Consider the following 21,464-nt stretch of genomic DNA (forward strand, 5'->3'; position numbering starts at 1 on the left):
GGGGGACGGGCGCCCGGGGGACGGGGGGGGCGCGGTCACCCACGCGGTCGAGCTGCGCGGCTTCACCAAGCGCTTCGGCGACGTGGTGGCGGTCGACGGCGTGTCGGTGGACATCGCGCAGGGGGAGCTGTTCGGCTTCATCGGACCCGACGGGGCAGGGAAGACGACGCTCTTCCGCACGATGGTCACGTTGCTGCTGCCGGACGCCGGGAGCGTGCGCGTGCTGGGGCTCGACGTGGTGACGGACCTGTGGGCGCTGCGCTCGCGCGTGGGGTACATGCCCGGGCGCTTCTCGCTGTATCCCGACCTGAGCGTGATCGAGAACCTGCAGTTCTTCGCGTCGGTGTTCGGGACGAGCGTGGACGCGGGGATGCCGATCATCGAGCCGATCTGGCGGCAACTGGCACCGTTCGCCGGCCGCCGGGCGGGGGCGTTGTCCGGGGGGATGAAGCAGAAGCTCGCGCTCTGCTGCGCCCTCGTGCACGCCCCCGACATCCTCTTCCTCGACGAGCCGACGACCGGGGTGGACGCCGTCTCGCGGCGCGAGTTCTGGGACCTGCTCGATCGGCTGCGCGCTGGCGGGCTGACGATCGTCGTCTCGACGCCCTACATGGACGAAGCGAGCCGGTGCGACCGGGTGGCGCTGATGCAGAAGGGGCGCCTCCTCCTGGTCGATGCGCCGGGCGACGTGAGCGCGGCCTATCCGCGCCCCATCTTCGCCGTGCGTGCCCCCGACCGCCTCGGGACGCTGGGCGCGCTGCGGCGCTTCCCGCATGCCGCCGCGGTCTGGCCGTTCGGCGAGGTGGTGCACTACACCGATGCCCGGGCCGGGATGTCGCCCGGGTCGATCATCGACGAGCTCGAGGCCTTCGCGCGCGCCGAGGGGATGGCGCACCTGGAGGTGGAGGCGATCGAGGCGGGGATCGAGGACGCCTTCATGTGGCACATGGTGGCGCAGGGGGCGGCATGAGCGGCCCGGCCATCGATGCCCGGGGCCTAACGAGGCGCTTCGGCGACTTCACGGCCGTCGACGCCATCACGTTCCACGTGGCACAGGGCGAGGTGTTCGGCTTCCTCGGCGCCAACGGCGCGGGGAAGACGACCGCCATGCGGATGCTCATCGGCCTGCTCGAACCCACGGCGGGGGCGGCGACGGTGGCCGGCTACGACGTGGCGACCGATGCCGAGGCGGTGCGCCGCCACATCGGCTACATGAGCCAGAAGTTCTCGCTGTACGACGACCTCACGGTGCAGGAGAACATCACGCTCTACGGGGGGATCTACGGACTCACCAACGCGCAGATCGCCGAGCGCATGCACGCGCTGCTCGGGCGCATCGGGCTGGAGCATGCCCGCAAGGAGCTGGTGCGTCGCATCCCGCTGGGATGGAAGCAGCAGCTGGCCTTCTCGGTGGCGCTCCTGCACGCGCCGCGCATCGTCTTCCTCGACGAGCCGACGGGGGGGGTGGACCCCATCACCCGCCGCCGCTTCTGGGAGATGATCTACGAGACCGCCGCCGGCGGAACGACGGTCCTGGTGACCACCCACTACCTGGACGAGGCGGAGTACTGCGACCGCCTCTCGATCATGGTCGACGGGGCGATCGCGGCGATGGGGACGCCCGGCGAGGTGAAGGGGACGTTCGGGGCGTCCTCGCTCGACGAGGTGTTCCTGCGCCTCACGCGCCCGGGGGCGGCATGAAGTCGTTCCTCGGCTTCGTGCGCAAGGAGGCGTTCCACATCCTGCGCGACCGGCAGACGTTCTGGATCCTGCTCCTCATGCCGCTGGTGCAGGTGCTCCTGTTCGGCTTCGCGGTGCGCACGGACGTGTACGACATCCGGCTGGTGATCGTCGACCCGGCGCCGGGGCCGGCGTCGCGCGCCCTCGTCGAGCGATTCAATGCGTCGCCGCGCTTCCGCCTGATGGGCGTGTATCCGTCGATCGCCCCGCTCGACGAGGGGTTCCGGGATGGGACGTTCCGGCAGGCGATCGTCCTCCCGGGGGACCTCGAGCGCGCGCTGGTGGGGCGGGCGCCGGTGCCGGTGGAGCTGGTGACCGACGCCGCCGACCCCAACACGGGGAGCATCATGCAGGCGTATGCGCAGGCGGTGCTGCAGCGCTGGCACGGCGAGCAGGTGCAACGCACCGGCGGGGTGCGGCTCGACGTGGCCGCGCGCATGCGCTTCAACCCCACGCTGGAGAGCGTGAACCTCTTCGTCCCCGGGCTCATCGCCCTCGTGCTCACGATCGTGTCGGCGATGATGACGGCCATCTCCATCACGCGGGAAAAGGAGACCGGGACGATGGAGATGCTCCTGGTCTCGCCGCTGCGCCCCGGGGCGATCGTGGTGGGGAAGGTGGTGCCGTACGTGGTGATGGGGTTCGCCAACGTCCTCCTGGTGCTGGGGGCGGCGCGCCAGGTGTTCGGCATGCCGCTGCGTGGGAGCATCGTCCTCCTCCTGGCCGAGTCGTTCCTGTACATCATCACGGCGCTGGCGCTGGGGATCGTGATCTCGACGCGTGCCGAGACGCAGCGCACGGCGATGATCGCCGCCATGGCGGGGCTCCTCCTCCCGACGCTGATGCTGTCGGGCTTCATCTTCCCGCTCGAGTCCATGCCGGCGCCGCTGCAGCTGTTCTCGAACCTGGTCCCGGCCCGCTGGTTCCTGATCATCGTGCGCGGGATCATGGTGAAGGGGGCGGGGATCGCCACGCTGTGGCAGGAGACGCTGATCCTCGCCGTGCAGACCATCGTCCTGCTGGTCGTCGGGGCGCGACGCCTCGCCATCCGCCTCGAGTAGCCCATGCGCACCATCCTCTTCCTGATGCGGAAGGAATTCCTGCAGGTCTTCCGCGACAAGGCGACGGTCTTCCAGATCTTCTTCATCCCCGTCGCGCAGCTCCTGATCCTGACCAACGCGGCGACGTTCGACATCAAGCGGACGTCGCTGGCGGTGGTGGACGAGGATCGTACGACGGTGTCGGCGGGGCTGGTGCAGCGGCTGGAGGGGGGCGGGCGCTTCCGCGTGGTGCGCTACCAACCGACCCCGGCCGGGGTGGAGGGGGCGCTCCTCGACCGCGAGGTGACGGCGGTGCTGCGCATCCCGCACGGCTTCGAGCAGGACCTGGTGCGCGCGCGGCACGCCCCCGTCCAGCTGCAATTCAACGCCGAGGAGGGGGCGGCGGCGGGGATCGTGCAGGCGGCGGCGCTGGCGGTGCTCGGGGACTACGCCCGGGAGCTCGGGGTCACCCTCCCGCGCGGGGCGGCGGGGGCGATGGCCGTGGGGGCGCCGCTCGAGCTGCGGACGCAGGGGTGGTTCAACCCGTCGCGCAACTACAAGCACTACATGGTGCCGGCGCTCCTCGTCTCGCTCACGACCATCATCGGGTTGCTCCTGACGGCGCAGAACATCGCCCGCGAGAAGGAGCTGGGGACGCTGGACCAGCTCAACGTCACCCCCATCACCAAGGGGGCCTTCATCACCGCCAAGCTCCTCCCGTTCTGGATCCTGTCGCTGGTGATCTTCACGATCGGGATGGTGATCGGGAAGGTGGTGTTCGGGATGCCGACGCGGGGGAGCGTCCCGCTCGTCTTCTTCTCGGCGGCGGTGTACCTGGTGGTGGCGCTCGGGATCGGGCTCTGGATCTCGACCTTCACGAGCACGCAGCAGCAGACGATGTTCGTGGCCTTCTTCATCGTCCTCATCTACCTGCTGATGAGCGGGCTCTTCACCCCCGTGGACTCGATGCCGCGCTGGGCGCAGTGGATGGCCGAGGCCAACCCGGTGAAGCACTTCGTCTTCATCATGCGCGCGGTCCTCGTAAAGGGGGCAGGGTGGGAGACGATCGCCAAGCCACTGGCGATCCTGGCGGCCGGGGGGGTAGGGGTGCTGGCGCTGGCGGTGCGGCAGTACTCGAAGCAGGCGCACTGAGTCGGGAGACGGGAGTCGGGAGGCGGGAGACGGGAGTCGGGAGGGGAGGCCGAGTCGTTGACTCTCCCCGGGCGCGCGGTAGCTTTCGCCAACGCCCCCGCTTGCGCGCGGGGGCGTCTTTTTTTGTCGTGCGCCTCCCGGCCGCCCCGCCTTGCCGGGTGCGGGAGAGGTGCCCAGCCAGCCCGCTCATGTTCGACTCGAAGACACGCACCGTCGTGGTGGTCGGCGCCCAATGGGGCGACGAGGGAAAGGGGAAGCTCGTCGACGTGATCGCCGAGAAGGCCGATTGGGTCGTGCGCTACCAGGGGGGGGCGAACGCCGGGCACACGGTGCACATCGGCGACGACTCCTTCGTCCTGCACCAGATCCCGTCGGGGATCCTGCACCCCGGGGTGCGCTGCGCCATCGGGAACGGGGTCGTGTTGGACCCCGAGACACTCTTCACCGAGATCGACGAGCTGGTGAAGGACGGGATCGACGTGGAGGGGCGGCTCTATGTCTCGGACCGGGCGCACCTGGTGATGCCGTACCACAAGCTGGTGGATTCGGAGAGCCAGGCATCGAAGGCGATCGGGACGACGGGGCGCGGGATCGGCCCTTGCTACGAGGACAAGGTGGGACGCCGCGGCGTGCGAGTGATCGATCTCAAGCACATGGACCAGCTGCGCCCGCTCGTGCAGCAGGGGGTGGAGACCGCGAACATGCGGCTGGCACGCTACGGGTCGTCCAAGCGGGCCTCGGTGGACGAGACGATGGAGCGATTGGAGGCGCTGGCGCCGCGGCTCACGGCGCTGTCCGACGACCTGGGGCTGGCGCTGCACCGGGCAACGAAGTCAGGGGCGGCGATCCTCCTCGAGGGGGCGCAGGGGTCGCTCCTCGACGTGGACCATGGGACGTACCCGTTCGTGACGTCGAGCAGCACGACGGTCGGCGGGGCGGCGACCGGTGCCGGGATCTCGCCGATGGCGCTGCACGCCGCGTTAGGCGTGGTGAAGGCGTACACGACGCGCGTGGGGAACGGCCCGCTCCCCACCGAGCTCGACGAGCCGCTGGCGAGCGAGGTGCGGAAGCTGGGGAACGAGTTCGGCGCCACGACGGGGCGCCCGCGGCGCTGCGGCTGGTTCGACGCCGTAGTGGTGCGCTACGCGGTGCGGGTGAACGGGTTGACCGACCTGGCGGTGACCAAGCTGGATGTCCTCGACACGCTGGGCACGGTAGGCATCTGCACCGGCTACCGGGTGGGCGAGGTGGTATACGACGAGTTCCCGGCCGACATCACGGAGCTGGACGCGCTGCAGCCGGTGTACGAGTGGTTCCCGGGGTGGAAGCGGTCCACGGCGGACGCGCGGTCGCTGGCCGACCTTCCGCGCGAGGCCCGGGCCTACCTGGACCGCATCGAGGCGCTGGTGGACGCGCCGATTCGCTTCGTCTCGGTGGGGACGCGCCGCGACCAGATCATCGAGACGACGGCCGCGGAGCGCTGAGCGATGCCGGCGGCGGAACGGCACCCCGACGTCGTGGTGGTGGGGGCCGGCCCCTGCGGGCTGGCGGCGGCCATCTCGCTCCAGCGGGCCGGCTTCACCTCCCTGGTGATCGATGCCGACTGCCTTGTGTCGTCGATCACCCAGTACCCGACCTACGCCACCTTCTTCTCCACCGCCGAGAAGCTGTCGTTAGGCGGGCTCCCATTCGTCATCGCCGAGGCCAAGCCCACGCGGCGCGACGCGCTCACGTACTACCGGGCGGTGGTGAAGCACTTCGGGCTCACGGTGCGACAGTACGAGCGCGTGGAGGCGATCACCGGAGCGGCACCGGCGTTCGTCGTGCACACGCGCCGGCGGAACGGCGAGACGCGCGAGGTGCCCTGCCGCGCCGTCGTCGTCGCCACCGGCTACTGGGGGTCGCCCAACCGGCTCGGCATCCCGGGCGAGGATCTCCCGCACGTGACGCACGCCTACCGCGAAGGGCACGTCGCCTTCCAGCAGGCGGCCGTGGTGGTGGGGGGCGGCAACTCGGCGGCCGAGGCGGCGCTCGACCTCTGGCGCGCCGGCGCCCGGGTGACTCTGGTGCACTTCGGCCCCACCTTCGACAAGAAGATCAAGCCCTGGATCCTCCCCGACCTCGAGAACCGGATCGCCGAAGGGGCGATCCGGGCGCAGTGGAACTCCCGGGTCACGGCCATCCGGGGCGACGACGTGCAGGTGGTGAACGCCGCTGGGGAGGGCGCGACCGTCCCGGCCGAGCATGTCTTCCTCCTGACCGGTTTCGCCCCCAATGTGGAGCTCCTGCGCTCGGCGGGGGTCCCGATCGACCCGGCCACGGGGATTCCGGCGCACGATCCGGCGACGCTGGAGACGACGGTCCCCGGGCTCTTCATTGCCGGGGTGGTGACGGCGGGGTACGACGCGAACAAGGTCTTCATCGAGAACGGGCGGTACCATGGGGACTTCATCGCGGCGCGGCTGCGCGGAGCGGCACCGCCGGCGGCGCCAGTGCTGAGCCGGGAGTTGGACTCCTGAGACGGGGGACGGGGGATGGGAGGTGGGAGGTGGAGGTTGGGACACCGATTGCTCCTTTCCGAGGGTGACATGAGCGATTGCAGCCGGCGGAAGTTTCTCGTGGATGGCGTGTCGTGCGCGGCGCACCTGGCGCTGGCGGCGAGCCTGGCACCGGCGGCGACGCGCGCGCTGTGGGCGCAGGGACGGGGCGGGCGCGTGGTGGCGACCGAACCGTTCGGGCGGCTGGAGGAGGTGGCGAATGGCGTGTGGGCGCTCATCTCCACGCCGCTCACCGGGGAGCGCACCACGGTCTGCAATGGCGGGGTGATCGCCGGGCGCACGGGGGTGGTGGCGATCGAGGGGTTCATGACCCCGGAGGGGGCAAGGTGGCTGGGGGAGCGATCACGCGCGCTGACCGGGCGCTGGCCCACCCACGCGGTCATCTCCCACTACCACGCCGACCACAGCAACGGGGTGGCCGGGTATCGCGACGGCGACCGGCTCCCGGTGGTGCACGCGACGGCCGAGTCGCGCCAGGCGGCGCTGGCCCGCAACCTCCCGGTCGACGAGGCGCGGCGCGCGGCACTGTCGGGCGGCGTGGCACCCGACGAATCGGCGGCGTGGACGATCGACCTCGGCGACCGCCAGGTGCAGCTCGTGCGGCGGCGCGGGCACACGGCGAGCGACGTCTCGGTGGAGATCGACGAGCCCTCGGTGGTCTTCACGGGCGACCTCGTCTGGAACGCGATGTTCCCGAACTACGTGGACGCGACGCCGAGCGCCCTGGCGCAGGCGAGCCAGGCGCTGCGGCGCGCGCGGACGACCACCTACGTCCCGGGGCACGGTCCGGTGGCCACTGATGCCGACGTGGGGCGCTACCTGGCGATGCTGGGCGAGGTGGAGCGCGCGGCACGCGCGGCGCATGCGCGCGGGACGCCGGCCGCCGAGGCGGGGGGCGCATTCACGCTGTCTCCGTCGTTAGGCGAGTGGGCCCTGTTCAACAAGGTGTTCTTCGAGCGCGCGTTCGCGGCCTGGTACCGCGAACTGGGTGGGGACGACGGGGGGACGCGGTAGCACCGCCGCGGTAGCACCGCCGCGGGGGACCGCCCGGGGAGGCGCGGCTGCCGCCGGTGGGGGGACGGCAGGGCGCCGGCTACCGGGGCGGGGGACGACCACCTCCCACCGGCGCCCAGAGGGGCGGGCGTCGCCCCCACGGGAGGCGGGTCGGCGTGCTGCAGTCCGGGGATGCGATTCGTTAGCTTGCAGCGGCGCCCGGCGCGAGCGCCCGCGACGCCGCCCTCCCCAGTCCCGTCTCCGGTCACCGTTCCGTATGCCCCACCCCGACGTCATGGACAAACTCGTGTCGCTGTCCAAGCGACGCGGCTTCATCTTCCAGTCCTCCGAGATCTATGGGGGGACGGGGTCCGTGTGGGACTACGGCCCGTTAGGCGTCGAGCTCAAGAAGAACCTGAAGGACCGCTGGTGGCACGCGATGGTGCGCGCCCGCAGCGACATCGAGGGGCTGGACGCGGCAATCCTGATGAATCCGCGCGTCTGGGAGGCGTCGGGGCACGTGGCGGGCTTCACCGACCCCCTCGTCGACTGCAAGGCGTGCAAGGCGCGCTTCCGGGCCGACAAGCTCGAGGATGCGCGCTGCCCGCGGAAGCCGAGCAAGCACCCGGGGGAGCACACGGACTGCCAGCTCACCGAGCCGCGCCTCTTCAACCTCATGTTCAAGACGTTCATGGGGGCGGTGGAGGATTCGGCGGCCGTGGTCTACCTGCGGCCGGAGACGGCGCAGGGGATCTACGTCAACTTCCTGAACGTGCAGCAGGCGTCGCGACAGCGCGTCCCCTTCGGCATCGCCCAGATCGGGAAGGCGTTCCGCAACGAGATCACCCCGGGGAACTTCATCTTCCGCACCCGCGAGTTCGAGCAGATGGAGATGCAGTTCTTCGTCGACCCGGAGTCGGACCACATGCAGTGGTTCGAGTACTGGAAGGCGCAGCGCATGGCCTGGCACCAGTCGTTGGGGCTGCGCGAGGACCGGCTCCTCTTCCACCAGCACACGCCGGGGGAGCTGGCGCACTATGCGCGCGCCGCCTTCGACATCCAGTTCGACTTCGGGGGGACGCTCGGCTTCCAGGAGATCGAGGGGGTGCACCATCGCGGGGACTTCGACCTGGCGCGCCATCAGGAGCACTCCGGCAAGCGCCTCGAGTACGTGGACCAGGCGAGCAACCGCCGCTACGTCCCGTTCGTCGTCGAGACGTCGGTGGGAGCCGATCGCACGACGCTCGCCGTGCTCGTCAACGGCTATCGCGAGGAGGCGGTCGCGGGCGAGGAGGAGGGGCGCGTAGTGCTCGGATTGCACCCGTCGCTCGCCCCCATCAAGGCCGGCGTCTTCCCGCTCACCAAGAAGGACGGCATGCCCGAGTTCGCCGACAAGCTGGCGAACGAACTGCGCCCGCACTTCCCCGTCTTCCTCGACGAGAGCGGGGCGATCGGGCGGCGCTACCGCCGGCAGGACGAGATCGGGACGCCGTTCTGCGTCACCATCGACGGCCAGACGATGACCGACGGGACGGTGACCGTGCGCGACCGCGACACGCTGGCGCAGGAGCGTATCGCGGCGAACGCGGTCCGCGAGTACATCAGCAGCCGCATCGCCATCGGCTAGCCACGCCGCCGCCGGGGGGCGCCCCGGTCGCGACGCCGCGGGGGCGCGGGTCCATTTCGCACCACCGGCGGTCCACATCGTCACCCCGCTCCACCCGCGCTCGAGGCTCCACGAGAGACTACGGTCATTCCGACCACCTCTCCTGGAGCCTTCTGCATGCGCGCGCGCATCGTCCTGATCGTGACGACCTGCATCATCGCCAGTTGCAACATCGTCGTCCCGGTTCGTGTCACCATCGCCCAGGCGTCGGCGGGAGGGCGGCCGCCGGTGGCGCTCGCCGAACCGGGTTCGCGCGTCGCAAGGGTTGCCCCTCCGACATCCAGCGCGGCCCCCGCGCCCCGGTCGCTTCGGGTCGCGCGAGTGGCGACCCCGATTCGCATCGACGGCCGCCTCGACGATCCGGCGTGGCTCGAGGCGGTCCCCCAGCGGGACTTCAAGCAGATCGAGCCGCGACAGGGGAGTGAGGCGCGCTTCGATACCGAGGTCAGGCTCGCCCAGGACGACCGGTTCCTGTACGTCGCGATGCGCGCCTTCGACTCCGCCGGGCGCGATTCCCTCCGCGCGCGAGACCTGAAGCGCGACTTCTACTGGGGACGCAGCGATTCCATGGGGCTCACCATCGATGGCGTGGGCGACCGGCGATCGATCCTTGCCTTCGGCGTCTCGGCGTTCGGGGCACAGTGGGACGCGCAGGTCACCGATGGGGGGCTGATCGACAACGACTGGGACGGCGTCTGGCAGGCACGGACGAGCACCGACTCCGCGGGGTGGACGGCGGAGTTCGCCCTTCCATGGTCGACGCTGCGATACACGGACGGGGGGGGCGACTGGCGCATCAACTTCACGCGCGAGTCGCCGCGCATCGGCGAGACGACCGCGTGGTCGGAGTATCCGCGCAACTTCGGCCCCTTCCGCATGGAGTACGCGGCCATCACCGAGGGGATCCGGCCGCCGAGCGCCACATCGCCGGTCATCGTGCGCCCGTACGTGGTGGCGGCGCAGCGCATGGTTGGGGCACGCGATGACCGCACGAGTGCGGGGGGCGAGGTGAAGTGGCAGCCGAATGCGAGCGCGGTCATCGACCTCACCGTGAACACCGACTTCGCCGCCGCCGACGTCGACCGCCAGGTGGTGAACCTCACGCGCTTCAACGCCTTCTTCCCCGAGCGGCGCCCATTCTTCCTCGAGCATCGCGGGTTGTTCACCGTGGGGGCGCCGGAGCGCATCCTCCCGTTCTTCACCCGAAGTGTCGGGCTCACGGAGAACGGTTCACCGCTCCCCGTCGATGGCGGTGTTCGGGCGGTGTACCATGGTGCCGAGTGGAGCGGCGCCGCACTCGCCATCCGGCAGGGAGAGGCCGGGACGACACCGTCGGCGACCCTTGGCGTTGTGCGTGCGCAACGGACCTTTGGCCGGCGGCTGCGCATCGGCGCCCTGGCGGTGGAGCGATGGAGCGACGCGACGTCGGCGACGCCCGGCGCCGCGGGCGCGACGCTCGCCATCGACGCCTTTGCGCGGCCGAGCGCCGCCGTCACGCTGAGCGCGATGGCGTCGCGCGCCGAGGGGGGGAGCGCGGGCGGCGACGGCTTCGCCTGGTGGGGCGAGGCAGCGCGCTCGTCACGCGGGGTGGAGGCGGTGACGGCGATCGAGTACGTAGGGAAGAACTACACGCCGGTTGCAGGCTTCGTGGCGCGCGGCGACCTCGTACGGAACGCCTCGCGGGTCACCCTCGACTGGCGCCCCCGCTGGCGCCCGGCCGCGATCCGCGGCTTCCGCCCCTCGCTCTCGGAAAACGTCTCGTGGCGGGCGAGCGATCGTCGCTTCCAGGAGGCGCAGGTGACGGCGCGTCTCTTCGGGGCCGACTTCATGGACCGGGGGCGGGCCTTTCTCGACGTCATCGGGGAATGGCAGGCGCTCGACCGCCCGTTTGCCGTGGTCCCCGGTGTCACGGTGGCGCCGGGCGATTACTCCGGCGCCCGCGTGTCGGCCGAGTACCAGTCGAGCTATGCGCGGGCGCTTGCCGTGAGCGTGAACGGCGTGGCGGGGCGCTACTTCGACGGGCAGCTGCGGAGCGCGACGACGCGGCTGTCCTGGGCGCCGCGCCCGCACGTGACGGTCGACGCGGCGCACACGATGGCGGCCTTCGACGGCGTCGGGGGGCGCGAGGGGAGGTATGTGACGCACCTGCTGGCCCCTGAGGTGCGTCTGGCAGCGACGCCGCGGTTGCAGCTTGCGTTGTTCTACCAGCACAACACGGCGGTGCGGCAGGGGGCGCTGAATGCGCGCTTCGTGTGGGAGTATGCCCCCCTCTCGACGGTGGCCATCGTCTACAATTCGCGCGCGGCGCTCCCCGACCGGAGCGGCGGGCTGGTGCCGGCGGCGGCGCGTGACGGGCAGTTGGTGATGAAGCTGTCGTGGACGCGCCTTCCGTAGGGCGCCGGATGCGGCAGGCGCATGGACAGCGTGGGGGGCGGTTCGCAGCTTTCGGATAACGGCAGCATTCCTCGACGGCTCCCCACGCTTCCATGACCCCATTGCCCGCGGTGTCCGCCACGATCGGTGCGCCCTCTGGCGCGCCGGAGGGTGCGACCGACCTCGCGACCGACCTCGCGACCGACCTCGCGACCGAGGGCGCGACCGACGTCGCGACTGGCGTCGCGTCCGCCGACGCGCGGCGGCGCGATCGCCTCGTGGTGGTTGGGGGGACCATCGCCCTCACCACCTTCTTCGCCCTGCTCTACGCGCTGCGCGCGGGGATCACGGCGCTCGACCGCGGGGAGTCCGTGGCGTGGGGGCGACAGATCGGCACGTCGCTGGCGATCTGGTGGGCCTGCCTCCCGCTGGTCCCGGTCATGGCCTGGCTGGTCCGCGTGGCGCCGGTGGCGCGCCGGCACTGGCTGCGCAACGCCCTGATCCTCGGCGCGGGGATGTTGCTCCTGGCGGCGGTGCGGCAGTACGCCATGGCCCCGGTGGTGGCGATGCTCATCGGCGTCCCGGAGAGTCCGGGGAGCGACGTGGCGCGGATGCTCAGCTATTTCGCGACCTTCTTCATTGTCGCCGGGCTGCTGCACGCGGTGCACTTCTACACCGGGCTTCGCGCCCGCGAGGTCGAGGCGGCGCGGCTCGCCCAGTCGCTGGCCGAAGCCCGGCTGGCCACCCTCCGCGCCCAGCTGCAGCCGCATTTCCTGTTCAACACCCTGAACGCGATCACCGCGCTCGTGCACCACGAGCCGTACACGGCCGACCGGATGCTCACGCGGCTGGCGACGCTGCTGCGCTCGGCGCTGCGCGCCCCCGCGGGCGAGGAGCACGCGCTACGCGACGAACTCGAGGTGCTGGACCAGTACCTGGAGCTGATGGCGATGCGCTTCGGCGACCGCCTGGCGGTGGAACGGGTCATCGACCCGGCGGTCCTCGACGCGGCGGTCCCCTGGATGGTGCTGCAGCCGCTGGTGGAGAACGCGCTGGAGCATGGACTGGGCGAGCGGTCCGGTGCCGGGCGGGTGCGGATCGAGGCGGTGCGCGACGGGCAGCGATTGCGGCTGACGGTGGAGGACGACGGGGTCGGCCTGGCCGAGGGGGCGCGCGCGTACGGGGGCGACGAGGCGGAGGGCGACGGGACGGACTCCACGAACGCCACGAACGCCACGAACGCCACGGACGGCGTGGCGGCGAACGGCGACGGGCGCGGCATCGGCGTCCGCAACACGCGCCGGCGCCTGCGGCAACTCCACGGCGCGGCCGGGACGCTCGTCCTCGAGCCGGGGCCGGCCGGGGGGACACGGGCCGTGGTACACCTGCCGTTGCGCACCCTCGATCCGCGTGCCACGGGGGCGCATGCCTGACCCGTCGCGCCGGGAAGAGGCAAGGCGCCGCCCGCTGGGGGCACGCCGCTGGTCGGTGCTCGTCGCCGACGACGAGCCGCTCGCCCGCCTCCGCCTGCGGACGTTGCTCGACCACCATCCCGCGTTCGAAATCGTCGCGGAGTGTGCCGACGGCGGCGAGGTGCTCGATGCCCTGCAGGTGCAACACGTCGACGTCCTCTTCCTCGACGTGCGCATGCCCGAGCTCGACGGCGTGGCCGTCGGCGAGGCGCTCGCGGCCGACGCCGAGGCGGGAGCGTCGCTGCCGTCGATCGTCTTCGTGACCGCCTTCGATTCGCATGCCGTACGGGCCTTCGACCTCGGGGCCATCGACTTCCTGGTGAAGCCGGTGGACATCGACCGATTCGACCGGACGATCGCGCGACTCGAGGGGCGGCTCTCGACGGCGGGGAAGGGGGGCGAGCCGGCCGACGGCGGCGAGCTGCGAGCCGCGCTCGAGGCACTCGCCGAGCTGCGCCCGAGGCCGCGCTTCCCGGCGCGCTTTCCCGTTCGCGACGCCAGGGGGGTCTACTTCGTGGCGGCGGGTGACATCGAACGCGTGGAGGCGGAGGGGAACTACGTCGCGTTATGCACCCCCGGTCGCCGCCACCTGGTGCGGGAGTCGATGCGCGGCATCGAGGCGCGGCTCGACCCCGACCGCTTCGTGCGCGTGCACCGCTCGGCGATCGTCGCCATCGATCGCATCAGGCGCATCGAGCCGTGGGGGCATGGCGAGTACGTCATCACCATGGCCGACGGGACCAAGCTGACCTCGAGCCGCACCAACAGCGAGCGACTGCAGGAGCTGATGCGCTAGTCGGCGGACACGCGATGGGACGAGAAGACGATGGGAGGAGAAGACGAGAAGACGAGAAGACGAGAAGACGAGTCCATGCCTAACGCCTCGGGGCACGCTCCCGCAGGTAGACCGCCACCGCCTCGGTCCGGTTCCCGACGTTGAGCTTCGTGTACAGGTTCTGCAGGTGGAACTTCACCGTGTTCTCGCTCACGCGCAGGCGGCGGGCGATCTCGGCGTTGGTGGCCCCCTCGGCGAGGAGGGCCAGTACCGACTCCTCGCGCTCCGTCAGCTGCCGCGGGTCCGACGAGGTCGGCTTCCCCAGGAGCCATCGCCGGGCGGCGATCGGGAAGACGAGCTGCCCCCGCGAGACCTGGCGGATGGCGTCGACCGTGTTGCGCGGCGGGTCGGTCTTGAGTGCATAGCCGTCGGCACCGCCGTCGAGGGCCGCCCGCATCGACGTCCCGTCGCCATACGCCGAGAGGACGAGGACGCGCACCGGTATCCGCTCGGCGCGGATGCGCTCGAGGCAGGCGAGCCCGCTCATCGTCCCCATCTCGAGGTCGAGCACCACGACATCGGGCTTGTGCGCACGGATCAGGTCCATCACCAGCGCGCCGTCGGTGGCGGCGCCCACCACCTGCATGTCGGGTTGCGCGTCCAGGAGCGATCGCAGCCCCTCCAGCACCAGGGCGTGGTCGTCGGCGAGGACGACGCGGAGGCGCGGGTTCACGAGGCGTCGACCTCCACGGTGACCCGAGTCCCTTGGCCGGGGGCGCTCACCAGCTCGAACGATCCGCCGACCATCTCCACCCGGTCGCGCATCCCGCGCAGCCCGAAGTGCGACTCGCCAAGGGCATTGGTGGTGTCGAAGCCGGCTCCGTTGTCGACGATCGACATGCGAAGCCGCGGGCGTGCCGACCCATGCACCGCCCGCAGGGCAATCGTCACCTTGCTCGCCCCGCCATGCCGATAGGCGTTGGCGAGCCCTTCCTGCAGGATGCGATACAGGGCGATGCGCACGGGAAGGTCCTCCGGAGGGAGGTCGGGGTCGGCCTCGAGGACGATGCGGGTGTCCGTCAGGTGCTCGTGCTGGAGGATCAGCTCGTCCACCAGCTGCCGGAGCGGGCGATGCTCGAACTCCGGCGAGCGAAAGGCGCCGATGAAGGAGCGGACCTCGCTGAGCCCGTCCTCGAGGAGCTTGCGGATGCGGTCCTTGCGCTGGAGGACCTCCGAGTCGACGCCGGTGGACCGCTCGAGCGCCGCTTCCATCAGCTCGAGCTGCGAGAGCGCGGCGTACATGTGCTGCACCGGGCCGTCGTGGATGTCGAGCAGGATGCGTTGCAGCTCCCACTCGGTGATGGCGAGCATGCGGCGCGACGCACCGACCTCGCGTGGCCCCGGCTTCCGGGATTCGGGTGTGTTTGTCGGCACTCCGACAATGTGCGGCACGCGCGCCTGCGAGGGGAGGGGCGACGACGGAGGGATGCGGCGTGGCGTCGCACGCCTCCACCACATCCGCTCCACGTCCTCCACCACGCCCCCCGCGACGTCCTCTGGAAGCCCCCGTCGCGCGCGGCTAGGCTTCGCACTGGCCCCAACCCTCCCCACGAATGACCGACGTGCCCGTCACTCCCTCCCGCACGATCCTCGACGAGACCATCGCCCACCTGCAGGCGCTGATCCGCCTGGACTCCAGCAATCCGCCCGGAAACGAGCTCGCGGTGGCGCGCTACCTCGACGGGGTGTTCCGTGCCGAGGGGATCGAGACGTGGCTCGATGAGCCGGCCGAGGGACGGGCGGCCTTGATCGCGCGCCTCCGGGGAGATGGCTCGGCGCGAGCGCTCCTGCTGATGGCGCACATGGACGTGGTGGGGGTCGAGGCGGAGAAGTGGAGCGTCCCCCCGTTCGGAGGTGAGCTCCGCGACGGCTACGTCTACGGGCGGGGCGCCATCGACGACAAGGGGATGCTGGCGTGCAACCTGGCCGCGATGCTCCTCGTCGGTCGCGCGATGGCGGCGTCGGGACGCCGCCCCTCTCGGGACATCATCTTCCTCGCCACGTCCGATGAGGAGACGGGGGGGGCGTACGGGATCGACTGGGTGCTCGAGCACCGCCGCGAACTGATCGACGCCGAGGTCGCCCTGAACGAGGGCGGGAGGGTCCGCGTGGTGGACGGGCAGCCGCTCTATGCCGCCGTGCAATGCGCCGAGAAGGTCCCGCACAACGTGACCGTGACCGCGCGGGGGCCCGCGGGGCACGCGTCCATCCCGCTGCCCGGCAACGCCATCACGCGCCTCGCCAACGCCATCGCCCGCATCGCGGCGCACGAGGAGCCGCTGGCGCTGTCCGGGGTCACGCGCGCGTTCTTCGGCCAACTGGCCGCCGCCTGGCCCGATGCCGCGCTGCGCAAGGCGATGGCCGACGTTGCATCTGGCGATGGCGAGCGCGTGGCCGCCGGCGCGGGTGCCCTGGCCGCCGTCCCGTCGATGAATGCGCTCCTCCGCAACGGGATCTCCCCCACGCTGGTCAGCGGCGGGATCCGCTCCAACGTCATCCCCGCCGAGGCGAAGGCCACGCTGAACATCCGGACCCTCCCCGGCGAGCCGATCACCGCGTGCATCGAGCGCCTGTGCGCCGTGGTGGGAGATCCCGAGGTGACGCTGGAGGTGAGCGCCAGCGGCGACGACGCCCCGACGTCGCCGATCGACGCACCGATGTTCCGGGCAATCGCCGACAGCGTCACCGCGCTGGACCCGCGCATCATCACGGTGCCGTATCTCTCCACCGGCGCGACCGACTCGGCGACGCTGCGCAAGGCCGGGATCGCCTGCTACGGCATCCTTCCGTTCCCGCTCACGCAGGACGACGAGGACCGGATGCACGGGCACGACGAACGCGTCCCCGTCGACGCCCTCGGCTTCGGCGTGCAGCTGGTGCACGGGATCGTGCAGCGGATGTGCGCCCTGGCTCCCTGACCTCGTCGCCTGCTCTCGTCCTCTCGTCCTCTCGTCCTCTCGTCCTCTCGTCCTCTCGTCCTCTCGTCCTCTCGTCCTCTCGTCCTCTCCTCCAGAATGCCCACCGCCGTCATCACCGGAGCCAGCAAGGGGATCGGCCGCGCCACGGCGCTCCGCCTGGCCCGCGAGTACGACATCGTCGCCCTGGCCCGCAGCGAGGATGCCCTCCGGTCGTTAGGCGCGGAGATCGCCGAGCGTGGGGGACGCTGCACCGCCATCGACGTCGACCTGCGCGACCCGGCCGCCATCGCCGCCGCCCTCGACGGGATCCAGGCCGACGTGCTCGTCAACAATGCCGGGGTCATGCACCGCAAGCCGTTCATCGACCTGACTCCGGGCGAGTGGCGGGAGATGATGGACGTCAACGTCGACGCCATCTACCACGTCACGCGAGCGCTCCTGCCCGGGATGATCGCCCGGGGGGCCGGGCACGTGATCAACATCTCGTCCATCGCCGGTCGCAACAGCTTCGTGGGCGGGAGCGGCTACGCCGCCACCAAGCACGCCGTGCAGGCGTTGAGCGAGGCGCTCATGCTCGAGGTGCGCGAATACGGGGTGAAGGTCTCCGTCGTGATGCCGGGCTCGGTGGCGACGGAGCTGACCCCGGGCGGGTCGCGCAAGGGGTGGGCCCTCCGCCCCGACGACGTGGCCGAGACGGTGGCACAGATCCTGTCGATGCCGAAGCACGCCCTCACTTTCATCGTCGAGGTGCGGGCCGCGCAGCCCGGGAAGTGAGGGTGGGGCGGGAGACGGCGACCCGCGGGCGCGTCGTTCTTCACGGCATGGCGAACAAGCGTTAGACTCTCCCGCCGTGCCCAGGACCTCTCGTCAGCCCCCCGGCAGGAGGCGCGCGTCGACGCCCCCTGTCCTTCCGCCCTCGCCGACCCAGGAGTCGCTGCGCGAGTTGATGGCGGTGCGCGAGATCGTGCACGCCTTCCTCAACGCCGACCGTCCCGAGGAGGTCTTCCAGTTCGCCCTCGACCGGGTGAGCCCCCTCGTGGGGGCGACGTTCGCCTCGGTCTACCTGGTCGACGGCGTCTCGGAGCTGATGCAGCTGGTCGCGTCGCACAACTGGCCCGACCGCTTTCGCCCGTGGCTGAGCGAGATGCGGGTCCGGCTCGGCTTCGGCCCCAGCGGCGAGGCGGCGGCCGAGCGGCGGATCATCGAGGTCCCCGACGTCTTCGCCGACACGGACCTCGAGGACTGGGCCGAGGTGGCGTCGGAGCTGGGCTTCAAGTCGCTGGTGGCGCTCCCCCTGCAGACGGGGAGCCGGGTGCTGGGGGCGGTGACGTTCTACTTCGCCGACGCCGGGGCGCGGCAGAAGGAGTCGCGGGCGATCATGCGGCTGGTCGCCGACCAGATGGCGGCCACCGCCGAGAAGGCCTCGCTCATCGACCAGCTGCGACGGACCAATGCGGCGCTGACCGAGACGAACGCCGAACTGGAGCGGCAGTACGCTGCCGTCGTCGAGGCCCGGCGGGCCAAGGACGAGTTCCTCGCCAACATCTCGCACGAGCTCCGCACGCCGCTGACGTCGGTGCTGGGATACATCTCGATCCTCCAGGAAGAGCTTTCGGGGCCCCTCACGGAGGGGCAGCGCCAGGACCTGCACCACGTGAAGCGCTCGAGCGAACGACTCCTGGAACTGATCGAGGACCTCCTCGAGCTGACGACGCTGAATCGCGGGGAACTGTCGCTGTTCATCGAGGAGTTCGACCCGGCGCTGGTGCTGCAGGAGGTGGTCGAGACCGTCCCCGGGCGCCCGGAGGAGGTGGAGCTGGTCGTGGCGCCCCCGCCGCGATTCCTTCCGCGCATCAGGTCGGACCGGAAGAAAATCGCCAAGATCCTGGTTAGCTTGCTGCGCAACGCCTACAAGTTCACCCAGCGCGGGCACGTCGAGGTCGGGGTCTCGCTGGCGGGCGACCGGGTGCAGTACCGAATCGCCGATACCGGAATCGGGGTCCCGGCCGAGTCGCACGCGCTGGTGTTCGAGGAGTTCCGGCAGGCGGATGGCTCGGCGACGCGCCGCTACGGCGGTTCGGGGCTGGGGCTGGCGCTGGCCCGGCGTCTCAGCCGGGTGCTGGGCGGGGACGTGGAGATGGACTCGGCGCCGGGGTCGGGGACGACGTTCACGGTGTCGATCCCGCTGGAGTTCGAGCCCGTGCTGGATGCGCGGGGCAACCTAACGATCACGTGAGACGGGCATGACGCAACGACGCACGCTGCAGGAGACGCGCACGACGCTGACCCCGGCCGAGGTGCTGGCCGCCGCCAAGGAGTTCTTCACGCGGCGCGTCAGCATCTACTCGGCCTTCCCCGAGCAGGAGGGACCGTCGTACGCCACCTTCCGGGGGCAGGGGGGGGAGGAGATCGCGGTCGGCGCCGTCGAGCGCGACGGGGCAACGGTGGTCACCGTGGGCACGTATATGTTCGATGCCCAGGTCTCCCGCTTCTTCGCCACGCTCCCTCCGGCCGCCGAGGTGACGGCATGAGCGTCCCGTTCACGGCGCAGCTGCGGAGCCGTCCCGACGTAATCCGCCTTGGCACGGGGAGCGAGCCGGTCATCACGATCCGGGTGCAGGTGCCCGAGGTGTGGGATACCGTTCGCATCGATGCCCCCGCCGACACGCCGGTCTCGGTCGTGAAGGAGCGCGCCCTGCAGGCGATGATGCCTGACGAGGAGGGGAGCGTGGCGGGGTACGTGATGAAGCTGGCCGGCTGGGAAGTGCTCGACGAGCGGGTATCGCTGGCCGATGCCGGCGCGAAGCACGGATCGATCTTCCTGCTCACCAACCGTCGTCGTCGTCCAGTCCGCTGAGTATTCCGTCCGTTTCTCCCAGGTCTTCGTCCGCTGCCGCCACCACGCCCGAGGCGTTGCTGGCGGCTGCGTCGCGTCTACGCGAGGAAGTGGCGCGCCGCATCGTGGGGCAGCGCGACGTGATCGACGAGATCCTGATGGCGATCCTGGCCGGGGGGCACGCGCTCCTGGTGGGGGTCCCCGGGTTGGCGAAGACGCTGATGATCCGCTCGGTGGCCGATGCCATGCGGCTCGACTTCCGGCGCATCCAGTTCACGCCCGACCTGGTGCCGAGCGACATCACGGGGACGGAGATCCTGGAGGAGGACAGCAGCACGGGGGGGCGCGCGTTCCGCTTCGTGAAGGGGCCGGTCTTTGCCAACATCGTGCTGGCGGACGAGATCAACCGTGCCCCGCCGCGCACGCAGGCGGCGCTGCTGGAGGCGATGCAGGAGCACCGGGTGACGGCGGCGGGAGAGACGATGCGCCTCCCGGAGCCGTTCTTCGTGCTCGCCACGCAGAACCCGATCGAGCAGGAAGGGACGTATCCGCTCCCCGAGGCGCAGCTCGACCGGTTCCTGTTCGACATCCGGGTGGGCTACCCCGGGGAAGAGGAGGAGGTGGCGATCCTGCGGGCCACGACGGGGCGGGAGGGGGTGGAGCTCGAGCCGGTGCTGGATGGAGCGGAGGTGCTGGCGCTGCAGCGGCTGGCGCGCGACGTGGCGGCGAGCGAGCCGGCGTTGCGGTACGCGGCGGCGTTGGCGCGGGCCACGCGTCCCGATTCGCCGGGGGCGCCGGAGCTGGTGCGCAAGTATGCGCGCTGGGGGGCGGGGCCGCGCGCGGGGCAGGCGTTGATCCTTGGCGCCAAGGCGCACGCGCTGTTGAGCGGTCGCATGGCGGTGGCGCCGGAGGACATTCGCCGGGTGGCGGCGCCGGTGCTTCGGCACCGGGTGCTGCCGAATTTCGCGGCGGAGGCGGAGGGGGTCGGGGCGGAGCGGATCGTGCGGGAGGTCATCCTCCGTCGCCACGCCGACGTGGATGCCGCCACCGTCGCCCCGGGCGGGACTCCCGAACCCACCCGGCTGGGCGGGCGCATCGGCATCCAACTGGCCGTCGCCTGGCTGGCGCGCACCAGCCTGAGGCTGGTCTACGCACCGTTGAAGCTACTGCCCGTGCGCCGAAAGGTGGTGATGATCAGCCGTGAACACACGACGGAACCGCAGGATTTCCTCGACGTGCGCGAGGCGATCACCGCCCTCGACCCGTCGGTGAGGGTCGTCTCCCTGGTGCGCATGGTGCCGCCGGGGATCGTCGGCAAGGCGCGGTACGCCCTGCACATGCTGACCCAGCTGTATCACGTGGCGACCGCTCAGGTGTTGGTCGTCGACACGTACGCGATCGTGGCGAGCGTGCTCACCCACCGTCGGTCGCTGACCGTCATCCAGATCTGGCACGCACTGGGCGCTTTCAAGAAGTTCGGCCTCAGCATTCTCGGACAGGACGAGGGTCGCGACGAACGTCTCGCGGCCGCCATGCGCATGCATCAGGGGTACGACCTGGTGCTCACGAGCGCCGAAGAGTGCCGGCCGGCGTACGCCGAGGCATTCGGCACACCGCTTGACCGGGTGGTGGTCGCGCCCCTGCCCCGCGTCGACCGCCTCCGTGACCCGGCCCGGGCGGAGGCGACCCGCGAGCGCATCTACGAACGGCATCCTCATCTGCGCGGGGTGCGCGTCGCGGTGTTCGCTCCGACGTTCCGCCTCGACGGCACCGTCACCGTCGACGCCGCGGAGCTCACGTCTCGGCTCGGAGAGCGGGGACTGCACACGGTGGTCAAGCTCCATCCGCTGATGCACGGACATTTCTGCAGCTTCGTCGACA

Annotated in this window: 18 protein-coding genes and 1 pseudogene; 17 read left to right on the forward strand and 2 right to left on the reverse strand. The window is 71.0% G+C overall.

The window, feature by feature from the left end:
- Positions 1 to 52: 52 nt before the first annotated feature.
- The 11 genes from ABS52_17475 to ABS52_17525 all read left to right on the forward strand — a co-directional run bounded on the left by ABS52_17475 (position 53) and on the right by ABS52_17525 (position 13,790).
- The gene (locus ABS52_17475) at positions 53 to 970 is read left to right on the forward strand and encodes an ATPase (GenBank protein ODT01003.1); all 918 of its coding nucleotides are present in this window, start codon (positions 53 to 55) and stop codon (positions 968 to 970) included.
- Positions 967 to 1,701, forward strand: a complete 735-nt coding sequence (locus ABS52_17480; GenBank protein ODT00987.1) for a hypothetical protein — start codon at positions 967 to 969, stop codon at positions 1,699 to 1,701. The genes ABS52_17475 and ABS52_17480 overlap by 4 nt, the downstream gene beginning before the upstream one ends.
- Positions 1,698 to 2,801, forward strand: coding sequence for a multidrug ABC transporter permease (locus ABS52_17485; GenBank protein ODT00988.1), 1,104 nt, complete (start codon positions 1,698 to 1,700; stop codon positions 2,799 to 2,801). Before ABS52_17480 ends, ABS52_17485 begins: the two co-directional genes overlap by 4 nt.
- 3 nt (positions 2,802 to 2,804) lie before the next feature.
- Positions 2,805 to 3,932 carry a hypothetical protein gene (locus ABS52_17490; protein ODT00989.1) on the forward strand — a complete coding sequence of 376 codons (1,128 nt, stop codon included), beginning with the start codon at positions 2,805 to 2,807 and terminating at the stop codon, positions 3,930 to 3,932.
- 188 nt (positions 3,933 to 4,120) lie between these two features.
- Positions 4,121 to 5,416 (forward strand): adenylosuccinate synthase, encoded by a 1,296-nt coding sequence (locus ABS52_17495; GenBank protein ID ODT00990.1) that lies wholly within the window; start codon positions 4,121 to 4,123, stop codon positions 5,414 to 5,416.
- A 3-nt stretch (positions 5,417 to 5,419) separates the two neighbouring features.
- On the forward strand, positions 5,420 to 6,451 hold the full coding sequence (locus ABS52_17500) for a hypothetical protein (protein ID ODT00991.1): 1,032 nt from the start codon (positions 5,420 to 5,422) through the stop codon (positions 6,449 to 6,451).
- A 99-nt stretch (positions 6,452 to 6,550) separates the two neighbouring features.
- On the forward strand, positions 6,551 to 7,504 hold the full coding sequence (locus ABS52_17505) for a hypothetical protein (protein ID ODT00992.1): 954 nt from the start codon (positions 6,551 to 6,553) through the stop codon (positions 7,502 to 7,504).
- 256 nt (positions 7,505 to 7,760) lie between these two features.
- A complete protein-coding gene (locus tag ABS52_17510) occupies positions 7,761 to 9,110 on the forward strand; it encodes a glycine--tRNA ligase (GenBank protein ODT00993.1) in 1,350 nt (449 codons plus the stop codon).
- Between the two features lie 156 nt (positions 9,111 to 9,266).
- Complete coding sequence (locus tag ABS52_17515) at positions 9,267 to 11,543, forward strand: hypothetical protein (GenBank protein ODT00994.1); 2,277 nt, start codon at positions 9,267 to 9,269, stop codon at positions 11,541 to 11,543.
- A gap of 110 nt (positions 11,544 to 11,653) precedes the next feature.
- Complete coding sequence (locus tag ABS52_17520) at positions 11,654 to 12,955, forward strand: hypothetical protein (GenBank protein ID ODT00995.1); 1,302 nt, start codon at positions 11,654 to 11,656, stop codon at positions 12,953 to 12,955.
- A 55-nt stretch (positions 12,956 to 13,010) separates the two neighbouring features.
- Entirely contained in the window at positions 13,011 to 13,790 is a 780-nt protein-coding gene (locus ABS52_17525; GenBank protein ODT01004.1) for a hypothetical protein, read from the forward strand.
- Between the two features lie 79 nt (positions 13,791 to 13,869).
- Here ABS52_17525 and ABS52_17530 read toward each other — a convergent pair whose 3' ends face one another.
- On the reverse strand, positions 13,870 to 14,502 hold the full coding sequence (locus ABS52_17530; GenBank protein ID ODT00996.1) for a DNA-binding response regulator: 633 nt from the start codon (positions 14,500 to 14,502) through the stop codon (positions 13,870 to 13,872).
- The gene (locus tag ABS52_17535) at positions 14,499 to 15,140 is read right to left on the reverse strand and encodes a hypothetical protein (protein ID ODT00997.1); all 642 of its coding nucleotides are present in this window, start codon (positions 15,138 to 15,140) and stop codon (positions 14,499 to 14,501) included. The genes ABS52_17530 and ABS52_17535 overlap by 4 nt, the downstream gene beginning before the upstream one ends.
- 242 nt (positions 15,141 to 15,382) lie before the next feature.
- Here ABS52_17535 and ABS52_17540 point away from each other — a divergent pair, with 242 nt between their 5' ends.
- The 6 genes and pseudogenes from ABS52_17540 to ABS52_17565 all read left to right on the forward strand — a co-directional run bounded on the left by ABS52_17540 (position 15,383) and on the right by ABS52_17565 (position 20,599).
- Positions 15,383 to 16,747 (forward strand): hypothetical protein, encoded by a 1,365-nt coding sequence (locus tag ABS52_17540; GenBank protein ODT00998.1) that lies wholly within the window; start codon positions 15,383 to 15,385, stop codon positions 16,745 to 16,747.
- A 96-nt stretch (positions 16,748 to 16,843) separates the two neighbouring features.
- Positions 16,844 to 17,521, forward strand: a complete 678-nt coding sequence (locus ABS52_17545; protein ID ODT00999.1) for a hypothetical protein — start codon at positions 16,844 to 16,846, stop codon at positions 17,519 to 17,521.
- 172 nt (positions 17,522 to 17,693) lie between these two features.
- Complete coding sequence (locus tag ABS52_17550; GenBank protein ID ODT01000.1) at positions 17,694 to 18,983, forward strand: hypothetical protein; 1,290 nt, start codon at positions 17,694 to 17,696, stop codon at positions 18,981 to 18,983.
- Between the two features lie 7 nt (positions 18,984 to 18,990).
- On the forward strand, positions 18,991 to 19,278 hold the full coding sequence (locus ABS52_17555) for a hypothetical protein (GenBank protein ID ODT01001.1): 288 nt from the start codon (positions 18,991 to 18,993) through the stop codon (positions 19,276 to 19,278).
- Complete coding sequence (locus tag ABS52_17560; GenBank protein ID ODT01002.1) at positions 19,275 to 19,604, forward strand: hypothetical protein; 330 nt, start codon at positions 19,275 to 19,277, stop codon at positions 19,602 to 19,604. Before ABS52_17555 ends, ABS52_17560 begins: the two co-directional genes overlap by 4 nt.
- 2 nt (positions 19,605 to 19,606) lie before the next feature.
- A pseudogene (locus ABS52_17565) lies at positions 19,607 to 20,599 on the forward strand (AAA family ATPase).
- The last annotated feature ends 865 nt before the right edge of the window (positions 20,600 to 21,464 follow it).

Source organism: Gemmatimonadetes bacterium SCN 70-22 (assembly GCA_001724275.1).
Lineage (GTDB): Bacteria > Gemmatimonadota > Gemmatimonadetes > Gemmatimonadales > Gemmatimonadaceae > SCN-70-22.